We start from the raw sequence: 20,217 nt of genomic DNA on the forward strand, positions 1-20,217 counted from the left end.
CAGCCCAGCTCGCGCCGCGCCATCAAGGCGCAGTCGGACCCCCGCCGTATCGTCGCAACTATGACGCGGTCAATCTCTTGCGCGAAATCGCACCTCGAGCTCGACGGGGCAGGCCGATGACGCTCATCACTGCCGCGAATGGCAATCTGTCAGCGGCGAGGGGGGCCAAGAAGGACGAGTTCTACACCCAGCTGGTTGACATCGAGAAGGAGCTCAGTCACTACCGGAAACACTTCGCCGGCAAGGTCGTCTACCTCAACTGCGACGACCCAAGGGTCAGCAACTTCTTCCGTTACTTCTCCGAGAACTTTGAGGCGCTGGGCCTGAAGCGACTCATCGCCACGTGCTACCAGAGCGAGGATCCGGGCCAGTTCAGCCGGGGCGACTCCTCGCGCGCTGTCTGGCTCGAGTACGACGGCGACAAGAACGGCAACCGCGTGCCGGACGCCAACGAGATCGGCGTGCGTCCTCTCAAGGGCGATGGCGACTTCCGGAGCGCCGAGAGCGTCGAGCTGCTGCGCCAAGCGGACATCGTCGTCACGAACCCGCCATTCTCGCTGTTCCGCGAGTTCGTCGCCCAGCTCGTCGAGCACGACAAGCAGTTCATCATCCTCGGGAACATGAACGCGCTCACCTACAAGGAGATATTCCCGCTCTTCCAGAACAACCAGATGTGGTACGGCCCGAGCATCCGCAGCGGCGACCGCGAGTTTCGCGTGCCAGCCGACTACCCGCTTGAGGCTGCAGGGACCCGGGTTGATGCGGAGGGAAACCGATACATTCGCGTCAAGGGCGTTCGTTGGTTCACCAACCTCGACTATGACGAGCGGCACCGAGACCTCGAACTGACTAAGCGATACCGCGAGGCCGACTATCCGCGCTACGCGAACTTCGACGCAATCGAGGTCGGCAAAACCGCGGATATTCCGTCCGACTACGCCGGCCTCATGGGCGTCCCGATCACGTTCATCGACAAGTACAACCCAGAGCAGTTCGAGATCGTCGGGTCGAGCAAGACCTTGGGCCAGCCCATGTCCCAGATCGCCGAGAAGGGCACCTACCAGCAGGGCGGCCCACGGTTCTACCTGCCGACACCGCGCGGCTATCGACGCATGTACGACCGGATCGTCGTGCGAAACCGGCGCCTTTCGGGCGGGAATCGGGGATTGGACGCGCGTGTCGTATCGCTACCTCGGTAATAAGACCAAGCTCGCTGACTGGATCGTCGGCGCGATCGCGGAAATCGTCCCTGCTGGGTCGAGCATCGCGGACCCCATGTGCGGAACGGCCTCCGTGTCGCTCGCGCTCGCTCGTGCCGGCTACGACGTCACGGCCTCGGATGCGCTCACCTTCCCGGTAATTCACGCGCGCACGCGGCTGCTCGCGAAGAAGCCTCCCGAGTTCAAGGTGTTCGGTGGCTACGCCGAGGCACTCGAGTGGATGCGCGCCGCCGAGCCTCGACGGGGGTACTTCTCCCGCGAGCTTGGAGCCGCGGGTGCCCCAGCAAACGGCCGGGCGCCGAGGCTCTACTTCTCCGCCGAGAACGCCGCGCACATCGACGGCGTGCGTGCGGGCATTCTCGAGCTCAGGGCGGCTGGTTCGCTCACTGAGCTCGAACACAGCGTCCTGCTCCAGCATCTACTGCTCGCGACGAACAAGGTAGCGAACATCAGCGGTACCTACGGGTACTTCCGCAAGACGCTATCGAGTACTGCCCTTCGCCCGCTCACCTTCGAGCCGCTCGAGTTCGAGACCACGCCGGGCGAGCACACCGTGCTGCAGGGCTCCGTCGAGGATCTGGCGTCGTCGCTCCGAACGGAGGCGGTCTATCTTGATCCGCCGTACACGAAGCGCCAGTATGCCGGGAATTACCACGTCCTCGAGACCCTCGCCCAGGAGGACGAGCCGGTGGCAGCAGGCGACGGCGGACTGCGTCCGTGGATGGACCAGGCCTCGGACTTCTGTTACCGCCGCAGCGCCGGTCGCGCTTTCCGGGCCACGATGGAGCGGCTCGATGCTCGCCACGTGTTCATCTCCTACAGTGAGGATGGACAGGTGAGTGGGGAAGAGTTGCTCTCGATCCTGGGAGACTTCGGCAAGGTCACCGTGCACGAGCAGCCGCATCTCCGCTACCGGAGCAACGACCGAGTCAAGGACGGATCCGTGCTGGAACGTCTCTATCACGTGGAGGTCTTCTGAGCATGGCGCAGAAGCTGAACATCGAGCGCATCTGGTGGCGAAACGTCCAACCCGGCGAGTTCTATAACATCGAGCGCCACTATCAGATTCGCGGCGGTGGCGGTTCGCTGTACATCGAGGTCCCGGCGTCGATCGTGCCCGAGACGCTCGACTTTCTGGGGGTGGCCGGAACGAACGTGGACGCCCTGCCTGCGATCACAATCCAGGCCGGGGTCGCTGGCGTGCCGGGGATCTCAGGACCGATTGAGTTTCAGCGTAAGGCGGGCGGACGGATGCGGATCGCGCGGCAGAACCGGCAACAACCGAACTCGCAACGCCATCCGGCGTGGACCGTCGCTCGCGGATTCCCATCGGCACCGGACGATGTGCGGAACAAAGAGGAGGCGCGTCCGTTCTTCCCCGAGGGCGGCCTGCGCATCTACATCGCGAAGACGGTTGAAGGTGACTACTACGCTGGCTTCACCAAGGGCGTCCGCCCCACTGCCATGGCGAGGAACGACCCGGCATGGGATCTGTACACGCAGGGCAAGACCGTGGGCGGAGTGATCGATGCGGGGTGAGGTGGAGCGTGGCTGACAAGATCGATGACATCTTTGCGTCGTGGGGCGCCGGACGAAACGTGTTGCTCTACGGTCCGCCGGCAACCGGCAAGACGCGGCTCATCAGCCAGCTCTTCCAGTCGCTGCAGGAGCCTCCGGAAGGCAGCCGCGGTATCCTGTTCGATCCCAGCGACGCCGCGTCGCCCTTCAGCCGACCCAAGCAGCCGATCACGATCCCGCTCCCGGCGAAGGTCGTGTGGACCACGTTCCATCAGTCGTACGGCTACGAGGATTTCGTCCTGGGGCTCAGGCCGGCCATGGACGCCGAGGGCACCCGCCTCGAGCCGTGGGCCGGCGTGTTCCTGGATGCGGCGATCGAGCTCGCGGACGACGACTCAAAGTACAACTCCGTGGTGATCTTCATCGACGAGGTGAACCGCGGAAACGCGGCACGCATCTTCGGCGAATTCATGACTTTTCTAGACTTCGACTACCGCGACGGCGGCAGCGTCCCACTCCCAGTGCCGCTCCGACAGCTGACGTTTGCCGACGGTGCAAGCGAGCAGCTCCATCGGCCGGGTGGGGCGTCAACGACGATCCCCGACGGCTTTACCTTCCCGAGGCACGTCTACGTCGTCGCCACCATGAACAGCGTGGATCGCGCTGCGGTCCCGATCGACAGCGCGCTCGCGCGCCGGTTCGACCGGATCGAGATGCGGCCGGACCTTGACGCCCTCGCCGGTCATTGGGGCCTGGACACGACGGCGATCCCGACGCCGACTGAGGACAACTTGGAGACGTTGGACCCGTTCCAGACCGCATACCTCCTGCTCGATCGGCTCAACGTGGTCATCGCCTCCGACCTCGGCTCGGAGTTCGAGCTGGGCCACGGGCTCCTGACGCCGATTCCGGCGACGGTGACGCCCGCCGACGAATCCGAGCAGCCGATCTCAGAGACCGACGCCTGGCGAAGCCTGTCGAAAACCTGGGACGACGTGCTCTTCCCACAGCTCGAGGATCGATACTCGGGACGGCCCGAGCAGCTCATGCAGCTGCTCCACGTCGACACGGCGCCCCCGACGGGCGACTACGCGTGGACCCTGCGGGCGTCGAAGAGTGGGACTGCGCAGGCCCGTGCCCTCGCGCCGGTCCGGACGAGCGAGCTCCCGCTCGACACGATCAAACGATCCTTCAGGTGGCTGGCTCGGTAGTCGCGTCGCCGCGAATCCGACTCCAGGAGTACGGTGCCCCGGCGGTGCATCGAGTTGATGAGATCGACCTCGTCGCTCTGACCGAGGCGAACAAGCGCTGGCGACGCGCGCTTGGTCTCGCGAGCGATCCCATCCGGGTGGAGGACGTCGGCGACGGTCGCATACTGCTGCGGGCAGAGGCGGTCACCGGGCTCGTCAGGGTCGGAAGCACCGACATCGAGATCGCTCCGAAGTTTCTTAGCACGGTCGATGGCAGCTGGCAGACCGTGCTTTGGCGCATCCTCTCGATCGTCGAGGGCGGGCATGTCGACGACGCGTTCACCACCGCACACGAACTGGCCGAGTTCTCGCTCCCCGACCTCCTCGCCGAGATGTTTCTGACGTCATACGCGAAGGGCGCTGCACGCGGCCTGCCTCGCGGTTATTGGACCGAAGCATCGTCCGGAACGGTGCTGCGCGGGAGCCTCGATGTGGCGCGCCTCGACCGGTGGATCTCACGCCCCTGGGAACTCCCGTACGTCGCCGACCTCCTCACCGACGACACCTCACTTGCACGGCTGCTGCGGTGGGCAGCGGACTGCCTTGCTGCGATCGTGAAGGCCCCCGGCCGGTCGCGCGCGATGAGGGAAATCGCCGCTGGGCTATCTCATGTAGACCGGAGGCCGCCTCACCTCCTCGACGCGCAGCGGATCGTGCTGGGCACACAGCACCAAGGGCTCGAGCCGGCACGAATCGTGGGGCTCCTCCTACTTGAGGGTGCGGGCGTCCATCACGCCAGCGGTGAGCACGCTCTGTCGGGCTTTCTCTGGAACTCCGATGCGATCTACGAGAACTACGTGTACTGGCTGTGCACCCGAGCCGCGAGTTCCCGCGGCGAGCGGGTGAGCAAGCACACGACGAAGTTCGGCGAGGTCATCGCAGGGCACGGCTCGCGACTTGAAACCACCCCCGATGTCGTCTTTCGAGACCATCAGAGCGCGGCGGTCGCCGTCATCGACTCCAAGTACAAGCGCGTTGGATCACGCCCGAAGGCCCCGGACACGTATCAGGTCCTCACCGCGGGCCACGTCCTGGGCTGTCGCAGGGTCTCCTTGGCGTACCCAGTGGCCGAGCGTGCTGAGCCGACCGTGTGGCGCGTGCCGTCAGCTCTGGGCAGCGAGGACATCGAGCTGACCGCGCTGCCGCTCAACCTCATGGCGTTGGCTCATCCGGACGGCCCTCAGCTGCTCATCGAGACGATTAGCGCCTGGCTCGACGGCGAGTTGATTCCTCCGCCCGAGATGAGCCCTCCTGAGGCGCCATGAGACCGGTCGTTATCCTCGACTCCACCACCGTGAACGGCCGCCGTCCGTTCACTCACGTGGATTTCTGAACGCGGAACACGCGCCAATGTCATCGAGAACGATGCTCAAACTCAGCCAGAGCGCTCGCTAGAGTCGGGATATTGGCGCTTACTGTCCGTACGCTGGTAACGGTGTTACTCGCTACTTGCGTTACCCGATTGCTGTCGCATGACAGGGTTCGCAGCCTCTACAACCGAGGCCAGTAGGTCAGCATCGCTTAGTTGCCGCAACGACGCTCGTTCCACAGCTTGCTCCATTGCAGGAACGACGGAGATGAAAGCTGCCGTGTCGATCTCAAACAGCTGTGGCTCCAACAACTCGCCGCCAACCCAGATCATGACTTCGAAGCCGCGGCGAACGACGGGACTCACGAAGACTTGCACGCGTCCTGGCTTCAGCAGGCACCAACGGTCTGAGCCGTCATGGCGCAGACTACGATCCGTGCGGGCAGACCTCCAGCCGCGCGAGCTTAGAATGACGTCGAGCTCATCGTCCACTCCGTGCTCGTACTCGTCATCCGCTGAGTCATAGTCCTCGTCATCAAATCCGCATGCCTCGGGGGCCCTTTGCGGAGAGCCACTGACCAACTCTCCGGCCTCTGGCACGATCGCCGCAAGTGCTTGACTGTGCGCGATATACACAGCAGCGACGAGGTCCGATACGTTCGTTTTCGCGTCTGGAGGAAGACTGTCCCACCGTGCGTGGTCGTCGCCTGTCAGCCGGGCCTGAGTATCGCTAAACCTCTTTGCCGTTTCATCGATGATGCGAACTTGGAAGGGATCCATTTCATCTCGCCATGCGTTCCCTGTCACGAGTGCTCCTTGATCTTTGGGGTTGCCGGCCGGATCAACGCCGCCCGACGGTCTGGATAATCTTCATAACCGTCTCGACGTCGCCTCCGTCTACGAGCCATGCATTCGAGTTTGGCGTGCGACTGCGATGAGGTTCCTCCTGCGGCGTGTGCATGAACTGTGCAGAGATGAGCCATGCAGGGTCATCCGACAAGCGGACGATGGCGTCGACGAGGGCTTGCACGTCTTCGTGTGTCGGTCGTGAACCGTCGCCGTGCCCTCCGTTGGTTCGTGCCATGAGCTGAACGATATGTCATTGCCGCGGACTAAAACCACAAGTTTCGTGGAGTGCGGGATGCATTCCGAAAGGATTTCTACTCATGTATCAATGAGTCCGCCATTTTTGCACGTCGCGACTCTGCGAATTGGCAGCTTTGCCTTTTCTGCGAGTGGTATTAACGCCATGTGAGGGATGGACAAATGGACCAGCCGAGCGTCACGTCGTTGACGCCGAGCGAGCGCACGGTGACGCTGATCGCCTTGGACATCGATGGCGTGCTCAACGGCTTTAAGAACACTCGCGGAGAGCAACTGGCCGTGGCGGAAGTCGGTAGGTGGAAGATCCGCTGGAGGCCGCTGGTGGTCGGAAGGCTTCGAGCGATCCTCGCTCGCTCGGACGTCCAGGGCGCCTGGCTGACTACCTGGCTGGAGCAGCCGTGGTTACTCGACGAGTTCGAGGCTGCGCTCGGTCTCGACGGGCTGATGCCTCATCGCGCAGATCATCCCTCGGTGGATACTCGCGAGGGTAAGACGATCATCGACCAACGCTTTGACCAGAGCATCGCATTCGACTCGAACTCCGAGTGGTGGTGGAAGCGTCGGGCCGCTGAACTGCTTCTTGACCGTGTGCAGCCGGCGCGATTCGCATGGATCGACGATGAAATCGGGAACGTGGGCATCAAGGCCGACCCATGGGGACCGCAACAGAATCATCAGCGCCTGCTCCTGCGGACAAGGTCCTTGCCGGGGCTCCTGCCGCGCGATCTGCAGCGGGTCGAAAGCTGGCTGAATGAGGACGCTCCCTAATAGCGCCTTTGCCGAGGCCAGTAGCCAGTCGTGCCGCTGAGGATGCGGGGCAAAGGTGGCGCTGTCATTCGGGCGGTCAAGGTCTGCTGACTCGCGGGACGTCAGCCGCCCCGAATGCTCGGTCCGGGAGATGTGGTTGGGTGCCGCCGTAGCGCTCGTAAACACGTGCAGCGTATGCCTAACGCTCATTGTGGCCGCGTGCATGTTCCACGCGGCGCGTAGCGACGTCGCGGCCCATCAACCAGGATTCCGCAAAGGGGTGTTGCCCAACGGCTCAGGCGACTGAGCACCGCCGCTGGAGCCTGAATTGAGCTCCGCCCCTGGAACGGTCCGTACGTTTCGCTCTCAACCCCGAAAAATGGGGCTTCGCGCCGATAGTTCGGATAACTGTGAATATCGGCGGTTAGAAACACACCCCTTGAAGTGAGATGGGGCTGAGCACGAGCTTAACTGTCGGAACCGCGTTGAAGTGGCACAACCCCGCTTTGCGTGCCACGCCTGGCATTGCTGACAGCATGTGTCACCCATGCTCGGTGGCCACGCCGTTGTGCGATTCAGCCAAAACTGTTCACTTGTCGTTTCCGTGCGTATTGGGTTCGGCAGAGGGTTGCGGTGGGTTTTCGTCAGCGTGTCGTACGCTGCAGCAGTGCGCCCAGGTGACTGCCGAAGACGATCGTTTTCGGCGGGAGATGGACCCCGGAGCCTAGACCGAGGAATACCCTGAATATTGTTCGCGATGCTGCGCGGGTACTCGCTGCGGGAGCCGCGTGGCTCGGATGGGTATCCCCGGTTCTCGGGACCGTCATGTATATGTGGGGCGGGGCGCCATTCCATACCGGCGCGGTGAGTGAGCTGCGGGCGCGCACGCCCGGGCCTGTCGTCAGGATCGTCGCCTGTGCGACGCGGTCGCAGAGCGCGGCGTCATCGGGTCCGGTCAGTGGTTGTGCCGGGCGTCCTGGGCTTCGGGGTCACGCATAGGAACGCCCCGTAAATTGAAAACTGTGCCACTCGCCCCAACGGTCAATGCAACTCGTCCCGGTGGTTCTTGCCGCAACCGTGCTTCTCTCCGTGCGGTCGGAGCCGCGCTGGCCGCGGTCTTCATCGTCGGCCTGAGCGCCTGCGCGCCCGATCCGGTCAGTGAATCGTTTCTCAGCGGAGAAAACACGGGCTTTGTCTCCGGCGACGGTGCGATCGTAGAGATCCCTGAGGCTGACCGTGGAGACCCTGTCGACTTCGGCGGCATCACAGAGACCGGCGAGAAGCTTGACAGCGCTGACCTTGCAGGCGAGGTTGTGGTCGTTAATTTCTGGTACGCCGGGTGTGCACCCTGCCGTGTCGAGGCGGCCGACTTGGAGAGCGTCTGGCAGGAATACAAAGGGAACGGCGTCTCGTTTGTCGGGATCAACACCCGTGATCAGGCCGATACCGCCGCCGCATTCGCCAACGAGTTCGGTGTCACCTATCCGAGCCTGATCGATGCCGACACGGCGGAGGCCAAGCTCGCCTTCGCCAAAGTCGTTCCGATCGCCGCCACCCCGACCACTCTGGTGCTCGACAAGCAGGGCCGTGTTGCCGCGCGCATTATCGGTCCGATCGAGGGTACCTCAATCCTGTCCACACTCGTCGAGGACGCCCTCGCGGAGTCGTCGTGACGATCTCGGCGACGCTATGAATCCCGAAGCGATCATCGGATCCGGCGCGCTCTGGCTCGCAATCCCTCTCGCCATGCTCGCCGGACTCGTGTCGTTCCTGTCCCCATGCGTGCTCCCTCTCGTCCCGGGCTACCTCGGCTTCCTCGGGGGAACGGCCGCTCCGCGAGGCGCTGCGTCTCGCGGAGCTCGCTCAACAACCGGGGATGCCGGATCGCCGTCGCGAGGACGGCTACTGTTCGGAGTGCTGCTGTTCATCTTCGGGTTCAGCATCGTCTTCGTGTTCATCACGGCACTCAGCGGCACGGTGGGCGTCTTCCTGCTGCAGTGGGGTGACCTGATCACACGGATCCTCGGTGTGATCATCATCATGATGGGGCTCGTGTTCCTCGGCTTCTTCGGCTTCGCCCAACGTGAGCTGCGCTTTCACATCGATTCCAAGTACGGCATTGTCGGTGCCCCGCTCCTGGGCATCGCGCTGGGCATTGGCTGGGCACCCTGCATGGGCCCGACCCTCGCCGCCATCGTGGCGATCTCTTTCAACGCCGGCGATCCCGTGCGTGCCAGCTTCCTCGGGCTCGCGTACTCCCTGGGCCTCGGTATCCCGTTCCTGCTCGTCGCTCTCGGATTCGGATGGGCGACGAAGACAATCGGGTTCCTCCGCCGACACATCCGCGTCGTGAACGCCATCGGCGGGGTGCTGCTCCTCGCGCTGGGCGCCTTGATGGTAAGCGGAATCTGGACCGACATCATGTCCCGGCTGACGGCGGTGATGGGCACCGTCATCCTTCCGCTCTAAGACTGGCGAGGCAGCGGACAGTGAAGCGGTGAGTTCCGAGGAGAGCCTCTCGATGGCCGCCGATGCCTGCAGCCCCGATCGGTTTGGTGCAGACGATGTCAACGGCGGGATCCTGCGGTTGCAGTCATCGGGGATCGACTGGCGACCCACAACGGTCGTGGCGCCACCGAGTAGGGAATGAGATGGAAGCTTGTTCGCGCATCGCCCGCGGGGTGGGGAGTGGGCAGCCCATTAGCGATTGGTCATCCACTGCTGTACAGTCAGTGTGTGCTGACTATTACTTCCCGTATCGACGTGATGAACCGGCTTGGCCGGGCGATGGCAGATCCCACGCGCTCACGGATCTTGATGACTCTGCTCGAAGGACCCAGTTATCCTGCAGTGCTTTCGCGGGACCTGGTCCTTACCCGTTCAAACGTTTCGAACCACCTGACATGCCTACGCGATTGTGGCATCGTGGTCGCCGAGCCTGAAGGTCGCCAGACCCGCTACGAGATCGCCGACCCGCATCTTGCAGCGGCCCTCGTCGCGCTCGTCGATGTGACGCTGGCTGTCGACGCGCATGCGCCGTGCGTGGATTCAGCGTGCATGGTGGCTGGTTGCTGCGCGACGGGAGTGGACGCGTGAGCGCGGCGTGCGGCTGCGAGCACGAGCCCTCTAGTACTGCTGACGAAGAATCCGACGCGGTCGAGCAGCCCTGGTGGCGAGACCGCGGGATCATGGTGCCTGTTTTCTCCGGCATAGCGTTCCTGGTCGGACTGATTCTCGAGTGGTCGGGTCAGGAGATCCCGGCGCTGGTACTGTTCTGGATCGGCCTACTGCTGGGTGCGTCGACGTTCACGCCCGGTGCGATTCGGAAGCTCTTCAAGGGCAAACTCGGCATCGGGCTGCTGATGACAATCAGCGCCATCGGAGCAGTCGTCCTCGGCTACGTGGAGGAGGCCGCGGCCCTGGCGTTCTTGTACTCCATCGCTGAGGCACTCGAGGACAAGGCGATGGACCGCGCCCGCGGCGGGCTGCGTGCACTGCTCAAGCTCGTACCGGAGACAGCGACCGTCTTGCAGGGCGGCACTGCCGTGCACGTCCAGGCGAGAGAGTTGATGGTCGGTCAGGTCATGGTTGTCCGACCGGGCGAGAGGATCGCGACCGACGGGATCGTCCGCTCCGGTCGCTCCAGCCTGGACACATCGGCTATCACTGGCGAATCGATCCCGGTCGAGGTCGAGCCCGGCGATGTGGTCTCGGCCGGCGCGATCAACAGTGTCGGTGCACTGGAGGTCGAGACAACTGCGGCCGGCAGCGACAACTCGCTCACCACGATCGTTGAGCTGGTGGAGAAGGCGCAGACGGAGAAGGGTGAGCGTGCTCGTCTAGCCGACAAGATCGCCCGACCGCTGGTGCCAGGCGTTCTGATCCTCGCGGCGCTCGTCGCGATCATCGGTTCGGTGCTGGGCGATCCTGAGGTGTGGATCACCCGCGCGCTTGTGGTACTCGTTGCGGCGTCTCCGTGTGCGCTCGCGATCTCGGTACCGCTGACGGTCGTCGCCGCGATCGGTGCGGCGAGCAAGTTCGGTGTAATCATCAAGTCCGGTGCTGTTTTCGAGCGCTTCGGTACGGTCCGCCACGTTGCCGTCGACAAGACCGGCACACTCACCCGCAACGAACCGGCAGTCACCGCCGTCCTCACCGCGAACGGCGTGACGGAGGCTCAGGCCCTGGCGTGGGCGGCAGCGTTAGAGCAGCACAGCACGCATCCTCTGGCTGCCGCGATCACCGCAGCGGCCCCGGGTACTCTGGCGGCTGCCGATGTGACCGAGCAGCCCGGGCACGGCATCGACGGCACCGTTGACGGATCGAGAATCACCGTCGGCAGCCCCCGCTGGCTGGACGCCGACGACCTGACGGACCGGGTGGCGGGGCTCGAGGAGCAGGGCATGACCGTCGTGATCGTGCACCGTGACGGGTCCCCGGTCGCCGCGATCGGCGTTCGCGACGAGCTGCGTCCCGAAGTCCCCGACGTGGTCCGGACGCTGACAAGACAGGGCATCGGCGTGACGATGCTCACCGGCGACAACACCCGCACCGCTCGTGCACTGGCTGCGCAGGCCGGCATCACTGACGTGCGAGCCGAGATGCGCCCCGAAGACAAGGCGGCCGCGATCGGTGAGCTGTCGAAGGCAGGGGCGGTCGCGATGATCGGCGACGGCATCAACGACGCTCCGGCCCTCGCTGGCGCGGACATCGGTATCGCGATGGGCGCGACCGGCTCCGACGCGGCGATCGAATCCGCGGACGTCGCGTTCACCGGCCATGATCTCCGCCTCATCCCACGGGCGTTCGATCACGCCCGCCGAGGGCGACGGATCATCAACCAGAACATCATCCTGTCGCTGCTGATCATCACGGCACTGCTCCCGCTCGCACTCTTCGGAGTGCTGGGGCTCGCGGCCGTCGTCCTGGTCCACGAGGTCGCGGAGGTCATCGTGATCCTCAACGGGCTGCGAGCCGCCCGCGCACACACTCCGCGGCTGGAAAGCTGATGCTCGCAACCATCGGATCAGCGATCGGCTTGTTCGCAGCGACCAACATCGACGACATCGTCGTGCTCACCGTGCTGTTCCTCGCCTCAAGCCGGGGGAAGCCCCGGCCCTGGCAGATCGTCGCTGGCCAGTACCTCGGGTTCATCGCCCTCGTCGTGATCAGCGTGATCGCCGCGCTCGGCCTCACGATCGTCCCGGACGAATGGGTCGGTTTCCTCGGCCTGATCCCGCTCGGCATCGGTATCTGGACGCTTGTCGCCGGCCTGCGCCGCAACGGCGATGACGATGACGACGACGCCAAGATCACCGCGGTTGGAATGTGGGGTGTTGCGGGGATCACGATTGCCAATGGGGCGGACAATATCTCTTTGTACACGCCGATCTTCCGCACCACCGCACCCGGCGACGTCGCCGTCATGATCGTCGTGTTCCTCGTTCTCGTCGCCGTCTGGTGCGCCGCTGGACGGCTGATCGGCACCAACAAGGCTGTCACTGAGGGGCTGGAACGCGTCGAGCACTGGCTCGTCCCGGCCGTGTTCATCGGTCTGGGTCTGTTCATCCTGATCGAATCCGGCGTCATCGTTCGTCTGATTGAGGTCCTCGCATGACGTCGCCCGAGGCAGAAGCTCGCCCGTCCGCTCCGCGGAAATTGTCGCCGGCACAGCGCTGGCAACTCACTGGCGGAGCGCTGCTGATCGCCGCGGTTGTTGTTCTGATCGATCAGGGAACGAAAATGTGGGCGGAAGCAAGCCTCACCGAACGCGAGCGCATCCCCCTGATCGGGCGGCCTGGCTGGTTGCAACTTGCTTACAACCCCGGAGCGGCATTCTCCTTCGGGGAGGGCTACACCTGGGTCTTCGCGCTACTCGCCGTCGCCGCCACCATCGCAGCGATCGTATTCGCACTCCGAGTTCAGCGCCCAGGTTGGGCGATCATCGTCGGCGCGCTCGGCGGAGCTGCAGCATCACACGCAGGCGATCGTCTCTTTCGGGGCCTGGATTCGCCCGCGGACATGTCGTGGACTTCCTCGCCTATGGGAACTGGTTCATCGGGAACATCGCCGACATCGTGATCTTCGCAGCGGCGATCGCGGCGCACTCCTAGTCTCGGCGACCTTCTGCGGCAGCGACTGGACCAGCCCTCCGACGCGCGTGACCTCCGCGGCTTTGGCCGCTTCGTTGCTTTTGACTCGTTGGAAATCGTCCCAACCGAGATAGGACGCCGCGTACGGGGCGGACACGCCGGAGGTGATGCCGAAGCTGGCGAGAGCAACGGCGCTGAGGGCGCGATGTCCGAGCGCCCCGCGCCGGCTGATGCGCAGCTTCCAGAAGGAGTCGCGTTCAGCGGGGGTGGGCGCGCACCCGCAGTCCTCGGATGATGCAGCTGCTTCGTTCGCGATGTGGGCGTTCACGCTTTCCCTTCTTTCAGTCGCATGGATAACGTGTTCGCGCGTCCATCGTCTCCTGGGGGGCTGCCGCTTCCGTGGCACCTCGCCACATGTGACTGATTCGCGCTGGGTATGGTCGGCGCGTAACTGCGTCGTCGCTGCGACCCGATGGCCGGGGTCCGTACATCAGTCATGGCGCTGATCCTTCTTTCGGCGCAACTGTCGTGCGACGAGAGCTGTGGCGATGACGCCAACTCCGACCACGCCTACGGCGATGATGAGGGGAATCGCGATGGCTGTGGTTTCGTCCTGGGGTGGGGATGTCGGTGCCGACGACGGCTCTGAGTTTTCCGTTTCACCGCTCGTTGTGGGGGTAGGCGACGGAGTCGACTTACCGGGTTGAGCGCGGGACTCTTCATTTCCGCATGCTGGTTTGTCCCACCCGAATTCGGGGTCCACGCCTGTCGGTGCGTAGGTGAACGTGTAGCTCTCGGAGATGGGGTGCCCATCGCTGGAGACCGCGTTCCAGAGGACGGTGTAGACACCAGGTTTTCCGAGTCTCACCGGAGTGGTGAGGACGTTGCGGTCGATAGTCGAGCACGCGCTCTCGTAGTACAGACCATCGGGGCCTTGGACCTGCGCGAAGCTGGCCTGGCTGAAGTCGATGAGCTCTCCGCTGAAGGTGAGGGCGACGGCGTCGAGCTGTGTCACCGTCTCTTCCGGCGCGGGTACCGCGTCGAGGAGGTTATCGTGCGCCATGGCCGCGGGTGCGGGGGCGACGATGATGCTCAAGGCAATCAGGGTCATGATGCTGCCGGCGAGCCAGGTCGGGCGTCGGGTCGAGGTCACCGCGATGCGTCCTTTCGGGAGGTGTGCGTGGGGAGGGTAACTGAGTTTGTGCGCTGGGGGCGCAGCACCGAGGCTGCGATCAGGGCCGCGAGCAAAGCCGCGATTCCGACGATGATGATTCCTCCGACGCGCTGGTCCTGGAGCGGGGTGGATCCCCAGCTCCGTCCCATGGCGCCGAACCACTCGGCGACGATGAGGTCTGTTCGGGTGATGGTGGCGATGCCGATGAACACCGTCGTCAGAGTCAGAGTGATGAGTGCGGTGAAGGTCCACCGCCGAGATCGCCCGGGAGCGGGCACGGCGCCATTGCGCCGGAAGAGCGAACTGACGAAGAGGCACCCGATAACGAGGAGGTGCGTGATCATCCATTCGCTTCCGAGTTGGTCGTAAAGCGACCATCGGAAGAGGTCCGAGTATGTGATCAGCCACATCGTGGCGGTGAACAGTATGGCGGTGATGATGGGGTTGAGCGCCAGCCGAATTGTTCGGCTGGCGGCAACCCACAGAAGCCATTCGAGAGCTCCGCGGCTGTCGTCGTCCCGAGGATGTATGACGGTGAGTGCGAGCACGAGGGGCGCAGCGGAAACGAGAAGTACCGGTATGACGAGGCCGAGAAGTGCGAAAGAGAGGAAACGCATACTGATCAGAGGTTCGTCGTACACAGCGAGCGGGCCACTGGTGGTCCACACGAGCGCGCCCATCCCGATCACCCAGCCGATGGTGCGCCGCATCGGCCAAGGCTGCCCGAGACGTCTCATGCGCTCCACCCCGGCAAGGTAGAAGAACACCGCGAAACCTCCCACAATCACCCACAGCAGATCAATGCTCCACGCCGTGAACCATCGCTCCGTCGTGAATTCTGGCGGGACTGGGGCGTCGGTGAGGATCTCCGCGGCCGTGGTCTGAGGAATCGTGATCGTGTCCGCGGGTGCGGCTGTTCGGGCAAGGGCCGCGGCGGCGCCGCTTGCGATACCCATGAATGCCAGCTCGACGCACACGAACATCCAGAAGGTGTTGCGGCCCTCGCCCGCTTTTGCGATGAGTCGACCGCGGTAGGCGGCTCCGAGGATGCCCATCACCACCAGCGCGAGGATCTTTGCGAGCAGGATCAGCCCATACGGCGTGACGAGGTCGTCCCATCGTCCGAGGGCAGTGAGCGCCCGGGCATACCCCGATACGGCGACGACGACGAAGGCGATGAGTGCCAACGTCGAGTACCGTCGGAGTATGTCCTCGAGGGTGGACGATGGAAGGCCCGGACGGATCACGATGAGCAATGTGAGCCCGCCGAGCCACACCGCCGCCGAAACGATATGCAGGGTGAGAGACATGACTGCCGCGTCGTGGTTGGCCAGTTCCCCGGAGTGCCCCTGAGTGGACATCGGAATCAGGCTGATGATCGCGAGCATCGTTGTGACGAGCACGGCACCGTAGCCGCGCACCGCGAATGCGAGCACGGTCACGACCGACGCGAAGATGGCGGTGATGAGCCAAGATCTTCCAAGCTCGGTGTCGAGGAGGAAACGGCCCAGTTGTGCGCCGAACTCTGCCTCCAGGCTCACCTTCGGGTTGAACGAGGACAGGAAGGTGAGGAAGGTGACCGTCCCGCTCGCGACGGTAAGAATTGCGGCACCCGCCGAGGCAAGATTGAGCGCGGTGAGGAAGGGCTTCGTGCCGGATGCGAGAGCGAACAGAGCGAACACGAGTGGTCCTACCATTGCAGCGCCAGAGAGGTTGACGAGTAGTTTCGCGACCGGGAGGCCCCAGCGAACCACCGCGCCGGGGTCGCTGGTCAGCCTCGGTGCAGCTCCTCCGCCGATCACCAGCCCGATGACGACGGCGACGATTGCAGAGACGACGAAAATCGTCAGCCCGGCGACGCGGAGAATAGGAGGCGTCACGGTGTCGCTCCCTCCGTCGAAGAGGTTTCTTCGTCAGGGTCTTTCGTGATCGGTTCTGTGCACGCATCGTTCTTCGGAAGCTGCTGAATCGCTCCGGCAAGTGCTTGGAGAACGGCGTCGGCCGACAACGTCGTCGTGTCCACATACACTTGCGCTGCGGGCTCCCGCCCGTAGGTCGTCAACCGTAGATTTGGTGTCTCCGCTTCGTCCACGATCCAATCGACGCCCCCCAAACTCACACATTGCAGCGTGGTGGGAGCCGGTGAGTCCAGCCCGCAGGTGAGCAGCACGCTGGTGGGACTTCCCCATGCGCCAGTGGCTTGCGCGTCCGTCCACACCCGCGCCTGATCACCGATAGAGTCGGGTAGCCGGGCCGTGACCTCCGCGCACAACGGATCGTTCGCTTTCGGAGCCGCCTCGAGATGCACGGTGGGAGCGCACCCGCTGAGCAGAAGCAGCGCGCCGAACGCCGCACCAAGCGAGAGCGATTTTGTCTTCACAGCGTGTTCCCTTCGTGAAAACGGAAATCCTCGCCCGCTCGCTGCTGACGAGTAGCGGTGGTGACGAGCAGCATCAATACGGTTCCCATGCTCAACGCCCACCCGATCCACGGCATAAGAACCACCGCTGGCGTGGTCCCGGTATAGAGGGGCACTTCGGTGACGTTTGCGCCTTGCGTGTTCACCGCGAGCTCTGCAAGTGGGGTCCCATCAGGGCGGATGACCTGGCTCGTGCCGGTCGTCGACACGTTCACGATGCTTCTTCCGGTTTCGATGGCGCGCATACGCGCAATAGCGAGCTGCTGGAGGTTCTCATCTGTGCCTCTGAAGTCGGCGTTGTTCGTCTGGAACACGTACAGTTGTGCGCCCTTCGCCGCGCTGTCCTCAATGACGTTGTCGTAGATGACGTCGAAACAGATCGCCAGACCGACGGGAACACCGCCGACGTTCACGAGGGGCGTGTTTGAGCCAGGCGTGTACTCGCGCTGAATGAGTCCGATGAGGTCAGGAGCGATGGCCTCGTAGAACCAACGGTCCGGGACGTATTCGCCGAAAGGCACGGGGTTGGCTTTGTCGTGGATCTGCTGCGGTCCGGCGCTCGTCCACAGGATCGACGTATTGAAAGTATCGTCGCCGCGCACGGTCGCCGCATTCACCAACACCGGAGCGCCGGCGTCTGCTACGAGTCGGTCAAGCCGGTCGGTGACGTCTGCATCCTGGAAAGGATCCGCGTCGACTGCGCCTTCTGGCCAGACGAGAAGATCCATCCCCCGACCGAGGAGAGGAGCTGTCGCCCCTTCCTGAGCCCGCATGATGTCGCCGGGTGCTTTGGTGTCGAAGTAGCCGCTTGGTCCGTTTCCTTGCACCCATCCGACACGTATGGCACCTGCCTGCGTAGTGGGGAACAGGGGGGCGAGCGCGGTGGCAGTGAGAGCGAGAACTGCGACTGCTCCCGGTCGCCGTCGTCGATGAGCGAGTGCGTCCAAGCTGCTCGCGCAGATGAGGACCGTCAGGAAGGAGAGCCCGGTAGTTCCCACCCAGGAGGCGGCTTCCGCGAACGGGCTTTGAGTAAGGGTGAATCCGATCCGCGCCCAGGGGAACCCCGTGTAAGGGAAAGTTCCCATCACGGTTTCGCGCAGCACCCACACGCCTGCGATGAGCGCAGGCGTGATCATGGAATATCCGCACCGCGAGCGGCTGGTCATCACCCTATATGCGAGCGCAATCAGCATCCCACCGGCACCAAAGAGCAGCGATTCCAGTCCGGCCAACGCCACCCAGGGGATGGGGCCGAGAAATCGTGAGACCCAGACGAGGTGGGTGAAATAGAACGCGGCCCCGTAGACGAGGGCAACCAAGAACGCCGCGGGTAGCGAACGCCCGCGCAGTGTCCACAGGCCGATCGTCACACTCGCAAAGGCCACGGGCCACCAGCCGAGCTCCGGGTACGCAAGATCCAGCGCGGCGCCGGCGATAGCGGACGCGACTATCGCAACGGGCAACGGTACTGCCGTCGACATGGTGCGTGGATCGAACCCGATGTGACGACTACACCTCCTGCGGGAGGCGATTGGGCGCCTCACGACTGCATCAACGTTGAGGGTCATCAGAGTTCAGTTTGCTGAGGTAGGAGTTATACGCGTCGAGCTCTGAGTTCCCATGCAGATCGACGTACCGGTCTGCAGCAGCAGCAGCGGCCGTGTCGCTGCGGAACCAGCGGTGCATCACGTACACCAGCATCAGCACCGTGGGCGCTTCGCCATACGACCAAGCCAGCGCGCCGGCAAGCTGTTGATCTTCGAGGGGGTCGACGCCCAGGGCCTCCGTGGGTGCGACGAACGAACCGACCAGGATCGTGCTGGCCATCATGAGAAACACTCCGAAAAACGCGTGGAGTGCGGCTTCGGCGAACACATCGAGTGCCCGCGCTCCGTGACCCAACCTCACCGGGAGTGGATCCGAAGACAGGATCGGAATGGTGAACAGCACGCCGGCGAGGAGGAACGCCAACTCGAGCATGACGTGGCCGGCAGGCAGGGCGAGGATGACGTCCGCCGAGCCCGCGAGGTAGAGGCCGTAGAAGGCGAACAGGTAGAGGGGAACCGTGCACCACGGGCTGAGCAACCACCTGGCGGCGCGACTCCGAAGACCGGTATGCGCTGCCGTGAGGATCATCCGGCCGGCTCCACGGTGCGGTGTCGCTCGGAGGAGAAGAGTGCCCGGCGAGCCCAGAACCAGCAACGGCGGCACCGTCATCATCAGGGTCAGCTGCTGGAACATGAACACAGAGACAAGGACTTCTCCGTACGCCTCTACCCCAAGGCCAGTGACTGCCGCCAGGAGAACACATCCGAGAAGAAAGCTGACGGTCCGCCAGACGGACCAGCGCCGACCATGCATCCATAGGCGGACCGCTCCGACGAGATAGAGGGCCGCAAGGACTCCGGCGATGACGGGCAACACAGGAATGGTCAGATCCGCCGGCGCGAGCAAGGACTGCAGCGTTGGCGGAGTGTCGGGGATCGCGCCGCTCACAAGCATGGTGTTGACGCGAGGTTCCCGCAGATCATTTCCGGATCACCTTGATCGTCGCCCCCGCCGCCAGGAAGACCACAGCGGCGACGGGCTGAGCTATCTCCCACACGACACCGGAGAAGGGGAAGGGCATCACCGGATTCCAGAGCACAGCCACCGCGACGAAGATCGGTACCCACCACCAATGACGGGCCTGCACGGCGAACCATGCGATGATCAGCCCGAAAATCGACGCAACAAACAGGACGAGTGGCGCCCAGCCCGCCTGGACGAGCAAAGGCGCGAGAAACAGGATGGCGGCAGCGACGAGGCTGGGGGCGAGAGCATTGCGCTGATAGGTGGAGGGAACACGTTGTTTGGGGCTCATGGGCGGGCCATCTCTTCGGCTGGTGCGGGATCTGTGGATTCGGGGCGAGAAGGCGAGGAGTGTCGGCGACTGGCGCGCAGACCCGCGATCACAAGGAACACGGCGCCGATACCCAGGGCGACATCGGCCAGATTTCCGATGAAGAGGTTTCCGTAGGCGAGGAAGTCGGTGACGTGTCCGATTCCGAACGACGGGGGAGAGAAGAGGCGATCGATGAGGTTGCCGATCGCGCCTCCCACGATGAAACCGAAGCCGACTGCTGACCATGCGTTTTGGGTTCGCGTAGCGGCTCCCACGAGCAGAGTGGTCGCGATGACGCCGACGACAGTGATGACCCAGGTCGCATCTTCGCCCAACGAGAAGATCGCCCCCGGGTTGAACGCCAATTGAAGACCGAGCCAATCGCCGACCAGGGGTATGCGCTGATCCTGGCTCAATGAGCTCAGAGCGAGGGCCTTGGTTCCCTGATCGACCAAAGTGACGATCGCGGCGATGATCAACACCACGGCGAACCTTCGTGC

At 63.9% G+C, this 20,217-nt stretch carries 20 protein-coding genes; 12 read left to right on the forward strand and 8 right to left on the reverse strand.

Features of this window, described 5'->3' with window-relative positions; all coding sequences use genetic code 11:
• The first annotated feature begins 116 nt into the window (after positions 1-116).
• Genes C6C15_RS02705 through C6C15_RS02720 form a run of 5 tightly spaced genes read left to right on the forward strand, consistent with a single transcriptional unit; the run spans position 117 to position 5,253 of the window.
• A complete protein-coding gene (locus C6C15_RS02705; protein ID WP_051667923.1) occupies positions 117-1,199 on the forward strand; it encodes an adenine-specific methyltransferase EcoRI family protein in 1,083 nt (360 codons plus the stop codon).
• Entirely contained in the window at positions 1,177-2,199 is a 1,023-nt protein-coding gene (locus tag C6C15_RS02710; RefSeq protein WP_158698514.1) for a DNA adenine methylase, read from the forward strand. The genes C6C15_RS02705 and C6C15_RS02710 overlap by 23 nt, the downstream gene beginning before the upstream one ends.
• A gap of 2 nt (positions 2,200-2,201) precedes the next feature.
• Positions 2,202-2,759 carry a hypothetical protein gene (locus C6C15_RS17005; RefSeq protein ID WP_029266261.1) on the forward strand — a complete coding sequence of 186 codons (558 nt, stop codon included), beginning with the start codon at positions 2,202-2,204 and terminating at the stop codon, positions 2,757-2,759.
• 8 nt (positions 2,760-2,767) lie between these two features.
• Positions 2,768-3,949: an AAA family ATPase gene (locus C6C15_RS02715; RefSeq protein WP_158698515.1), complete on the forward strand. Its 1,182-nt coding sequence runs from the start codon at positions 2,768-2,770 to the stop codon at positions 3,947-3,949.
• Entirely contained in the window at positions 3,934-5,253 is a 1,320-nt protein-coding gene (locus C6C15_RS02720) for a 5-methylcytosine restriction system specificity protein McrC (RefSeq protein ID WP_158698516.1), read from the forward strand. Before C6C15_RS02715 ends, C6C15_RS02720 begins: the two co-directional genes overlap by 16 nt.
• Before the next feature lie 173 nt (positions 5,254-5,426).
• Here the strand turns inward: C6C15_RS02720 and C6C15_RS17010 are convergent, their stop codons facing one another.
• The gene (locus C6C15_RS17010; protein ID WP_136025420.1) at positions 5,427-6,104 is read right to left on the reverse strand and encodes a hypothetical protein; all 678 of its coding nucleotides are present in this window, start codon (positions 6,102-6,104) and stop codon (positions 5,427-5,429) included.
• A gap of 459 nt (positions 6,105-6,563) precedes the next feature.
• Here C6C15_RS17010 and C6C15_RS02730 point away from each other — a divergent pair, with 459 nt between their 5' ends.
• The 7 genes from C6C15_RS02730 to C6C15_RS02760 all read left to right on the forward strand — a co-directional run bounded on the left by C6C15_RS02730 (position 6,564) and on the right by C6C15_RS02760 (position 13,229).
• Positions 6,564-7,169 carry an HAD domain-containing protein gene (locus C6C15_RS02730; RefSeq protein WP_029266251.1) on the forward strand — a complete coding sequence of 202 codons (606 nt, stop codon included), beginning with the start codon at positions 6,564-6,566 and terminating at the stop codon, positions 7,167-7,169.
• A 1,001-nt stretch (positions 7,170-8,170) separates the two neighbouring features.
• On the forward strand, positions 8,171-8,821 hold the full coding sequence (locus C6C15_RS02735) for a TlpA family protein disulfide reductase (protein ID WP_029266249.1): 651 nt from the start codon (positions 8,171-8,173) through the stop codon (positions 8,819-8,821).
• Between the two features lie 16 nt (positions 8,822-8,837).
• Complete coding sequence (locus tag C6C15_RS02740) at positions 8,838-9,617, forward strand: cytochrome c biogenesis CcdA family protein (protein ID WP_029266247.1); 780 nt, start codon at positions 8,838-8,840, stop codon at positions 9,615-9,617.
• A gap of 267 nt (positions 9,618-9,884) precedes the next feature.
• Positions 9,885-10,244, forward strand: a complete 360-nt coding sequence (gene cmtR, locus C6C15_RS02745) for a Cd(II)/Pb(II)-sensing metalloregulatory transcriptional regulator CmtR (protein WP_081859720.1) — start codon at positions 9,885-9,887, stop codon at positions 10,242-10,244.
• On the forward strand, positions 10,241-12,157 hold the full coding sequence (locus tag C6C15_RS02750; RefSeq protein ID WP_062635479.1) for a heavy metal translocating P-type ATPase: 1,917 nt from the start codon (positions 10,241-10,243) through the stop codon (positions 12,155-12,157). The genes cmtR and C6C15_RS02750 overlap by 4 nt, the downstream gene beginning before the upstream one ends.
• Positions 12,157-12,765, forward strand: coding sequence for a cadmium resistance transporter (locus tag C6C15_RS02755; RefSeq protein ID WP_029266243.1), 609 nt, complete (start codon positions 12,157-12,159; stop codon positions 12,763-12,765). Before C6C15_RS02750 ends, C6C15_RS02755 begins: the two co-directional genes overlap by 1 nt.
• Complete coding sequence (locus C6C15_RS02760; RefSeq protein ID WP_231868230.1) at positions 12,762-13,229, forward strand: signal peptidase II; 468 nt, start codon at positions 12,762-12,764, stop codon at positions 13,227-13,229. The genes C6C15_RS02755 and C6C15_RS02760 overlap by 4 nt, the downstream gene beginning before the upstream one ends.
• Before the next feature lie 501 nt (positions 13,230-13,730).
• Here C6C15_RS02760 and C6C15_RS02765 read toward each other — a convergent pair.
• The 7 genes from C6C15_RS02765 to C6C15_RS02795 form a co-directional block, all read right to left on the reverse strand.
• The gene (locus C6C15_RS02765) at positions 13,731-14,393 is read right to left on the reverse strand and encodes a copper resistance CopC family protein (protein ID WP_051667920.1); all 663 of its coding nucleotides are present in this window, start codon (positions 14,391-14,393) and stop codon (positions 13,731-13,733) included.
• On the reverse strand, positions 14,390-16,294 hold the full coding sequence (locus C6C15_RS02770; RefSeq protein WP_062635481.1) for a cytochrome c oxidase assembly protein: 1,905 nt from the start codon (positions 16,292-16,294) through the stop codon (positions 14,390-14,392). Before C6C15_RS02770 ends, C6C15_RS02765 begins: the two co-directional genes overlap by 4 nt.
• Positions 16,291-16,794 carry a DUF3515 family protein gene (locus C6C15_RS02775; protein ID WP_036331304.1) on the reverse strand — a complete coding sequence of 168 codons (504 nt, stop codon included), beginning with the start codon at positions 16,792-16,794 and terminating at the stop codon, positions 16,291-16,293. The genes C6C15_RS02770 and C6C15_RS02775 overlap by 4 nt, the downstream gene beginning before the upstream one ends.
• A complete protein-coding gene (gene lnt, locus C6C15_RS02780; RefSeq protein WP_051667918.1) occupies positions 16,791-18,314 on the reverse strand; it encodes an apolipoprotein N-acyltransferase in 1,524 nt (507 codons plus the stop codon). Before lnt ends, C6C15_RS02775 begins: the two co-directional genes overlap by 4 nt.
• Before the next feature lie 70 nt (positions 18,315-18,384).
• Positions 18,385-19,335, reverse strand: coding sequence for a cytochrome c oxidase assembly protein (locus C6C15_RS02785; protein WP_029266234.1), 951 nt, complete (start codon positions 19,333-19,335; stop codon positions 18,385-18,387).
• 25 nt (positions 19,336-19,360) lie between these two features.
• Positions 19,361-19,696 carry a DUF6804 family protein gene (locus tag C6C15_RS02790; protein ID WP_029266233.1) on the reverse strand — a complete coding sequence of 112 codons (336 nt, stop codon included), beginning with the start codon at positions 19,694-19,696 and terminating at the stop codon, positions 19,361-19,363.
• Positions 19,693-20,202, reverse strand: coding sequence for a signal peptidase II (locus C6C15_RS02795; protein ID WP_231868231.1), 510 nt, complete (start codon positions 20,200-20,202; stop codon positions 19,693-19,695). Before C6C15_RS02795 ends, C6C15_RS02790 begins: the two co-directional genes overlap by 4 nt.
• Positions 20,203-20,217 lie beyond the last annotated feature (15 nt).

This window comes from Microbacterium sp. str. 'China', from assembly GCF_002993305.1.
In the GTDB taxonomy this organism is placed as follows: Bacteria; Actinomycetota; Actinomycetes; order Actinomycetales; family Microbacteriaceae; genus Microbacterium; species Microbacterium paraoxydans.

Excerpts from the sequence above, each read along its gene's own strand:
- C6C15_RS02705 (WP_051667923.1), top strand. The coding sequence starts at position 117 with ATGACGCTCATCACTGCCGCGAATGGCAATCTGTCAGCGGCGAGGGGG.
- C6C15_RS17005 (WP_029266261.1), top strand. The coding sequence starts at position 2,202 with ATGGCGCAGAAGCTGAACATCGAGCGCATCTGGTGGCGAAACGTCCAA.
- C6C15_RS02730 (WP_029266251.1), top strand. The coding sequence starts at position 6,564 with ATGGACCAGCCGAGCGTCACGTCGTTGACGCCGAGCGAGCGCACGGTG.
- C6C15_RS02740 (WP_029266247.1), top strand. The coding sequence starts at position 8,838 with ATGAATCCCGAAGCGATCATCGGATCCGGCGCGCTCTGGCTCGCAATC.
- C6C15_RS02755 (WP_029266243.1), top strand. The coding sequence starts at position 12,157 with ATGCTCGCAACCATCGGATCAGCGATCGGCTTGTTCGCAGCGACCAAC.
- C6C15_RS02760 (WP_231868230.1), top strand. The coding sequence starts at position 12,762 with ATGACGTCGCCCGAGGCAGAAGCTCGCCCGTCCGCTCCGCGGAAATTG.
- lnt (WP_051667918.1), bottom strand. The coding sequence starts at position 18,314 with ATGTCGACGGCAGTACCGTTGCCCGTTGCGATAGTCGCGTCCGCTATC.
- C6C15_RS02785 (WP_029266234.1), bottom strand. The coding sequence starts at position 19,335 with ATGCTTGTGAGCGGCGCGATCCCCGACACTCCGCCAACGCTGCAGTCC.
- C6C15_RS02790 (WP_029266233.1), bottom strand. The coding sequence starts at position 19,696 with ATGAGCCCCAAACAACGTGTTCCCTCCACCTATCAGCGCAATGCTCTC.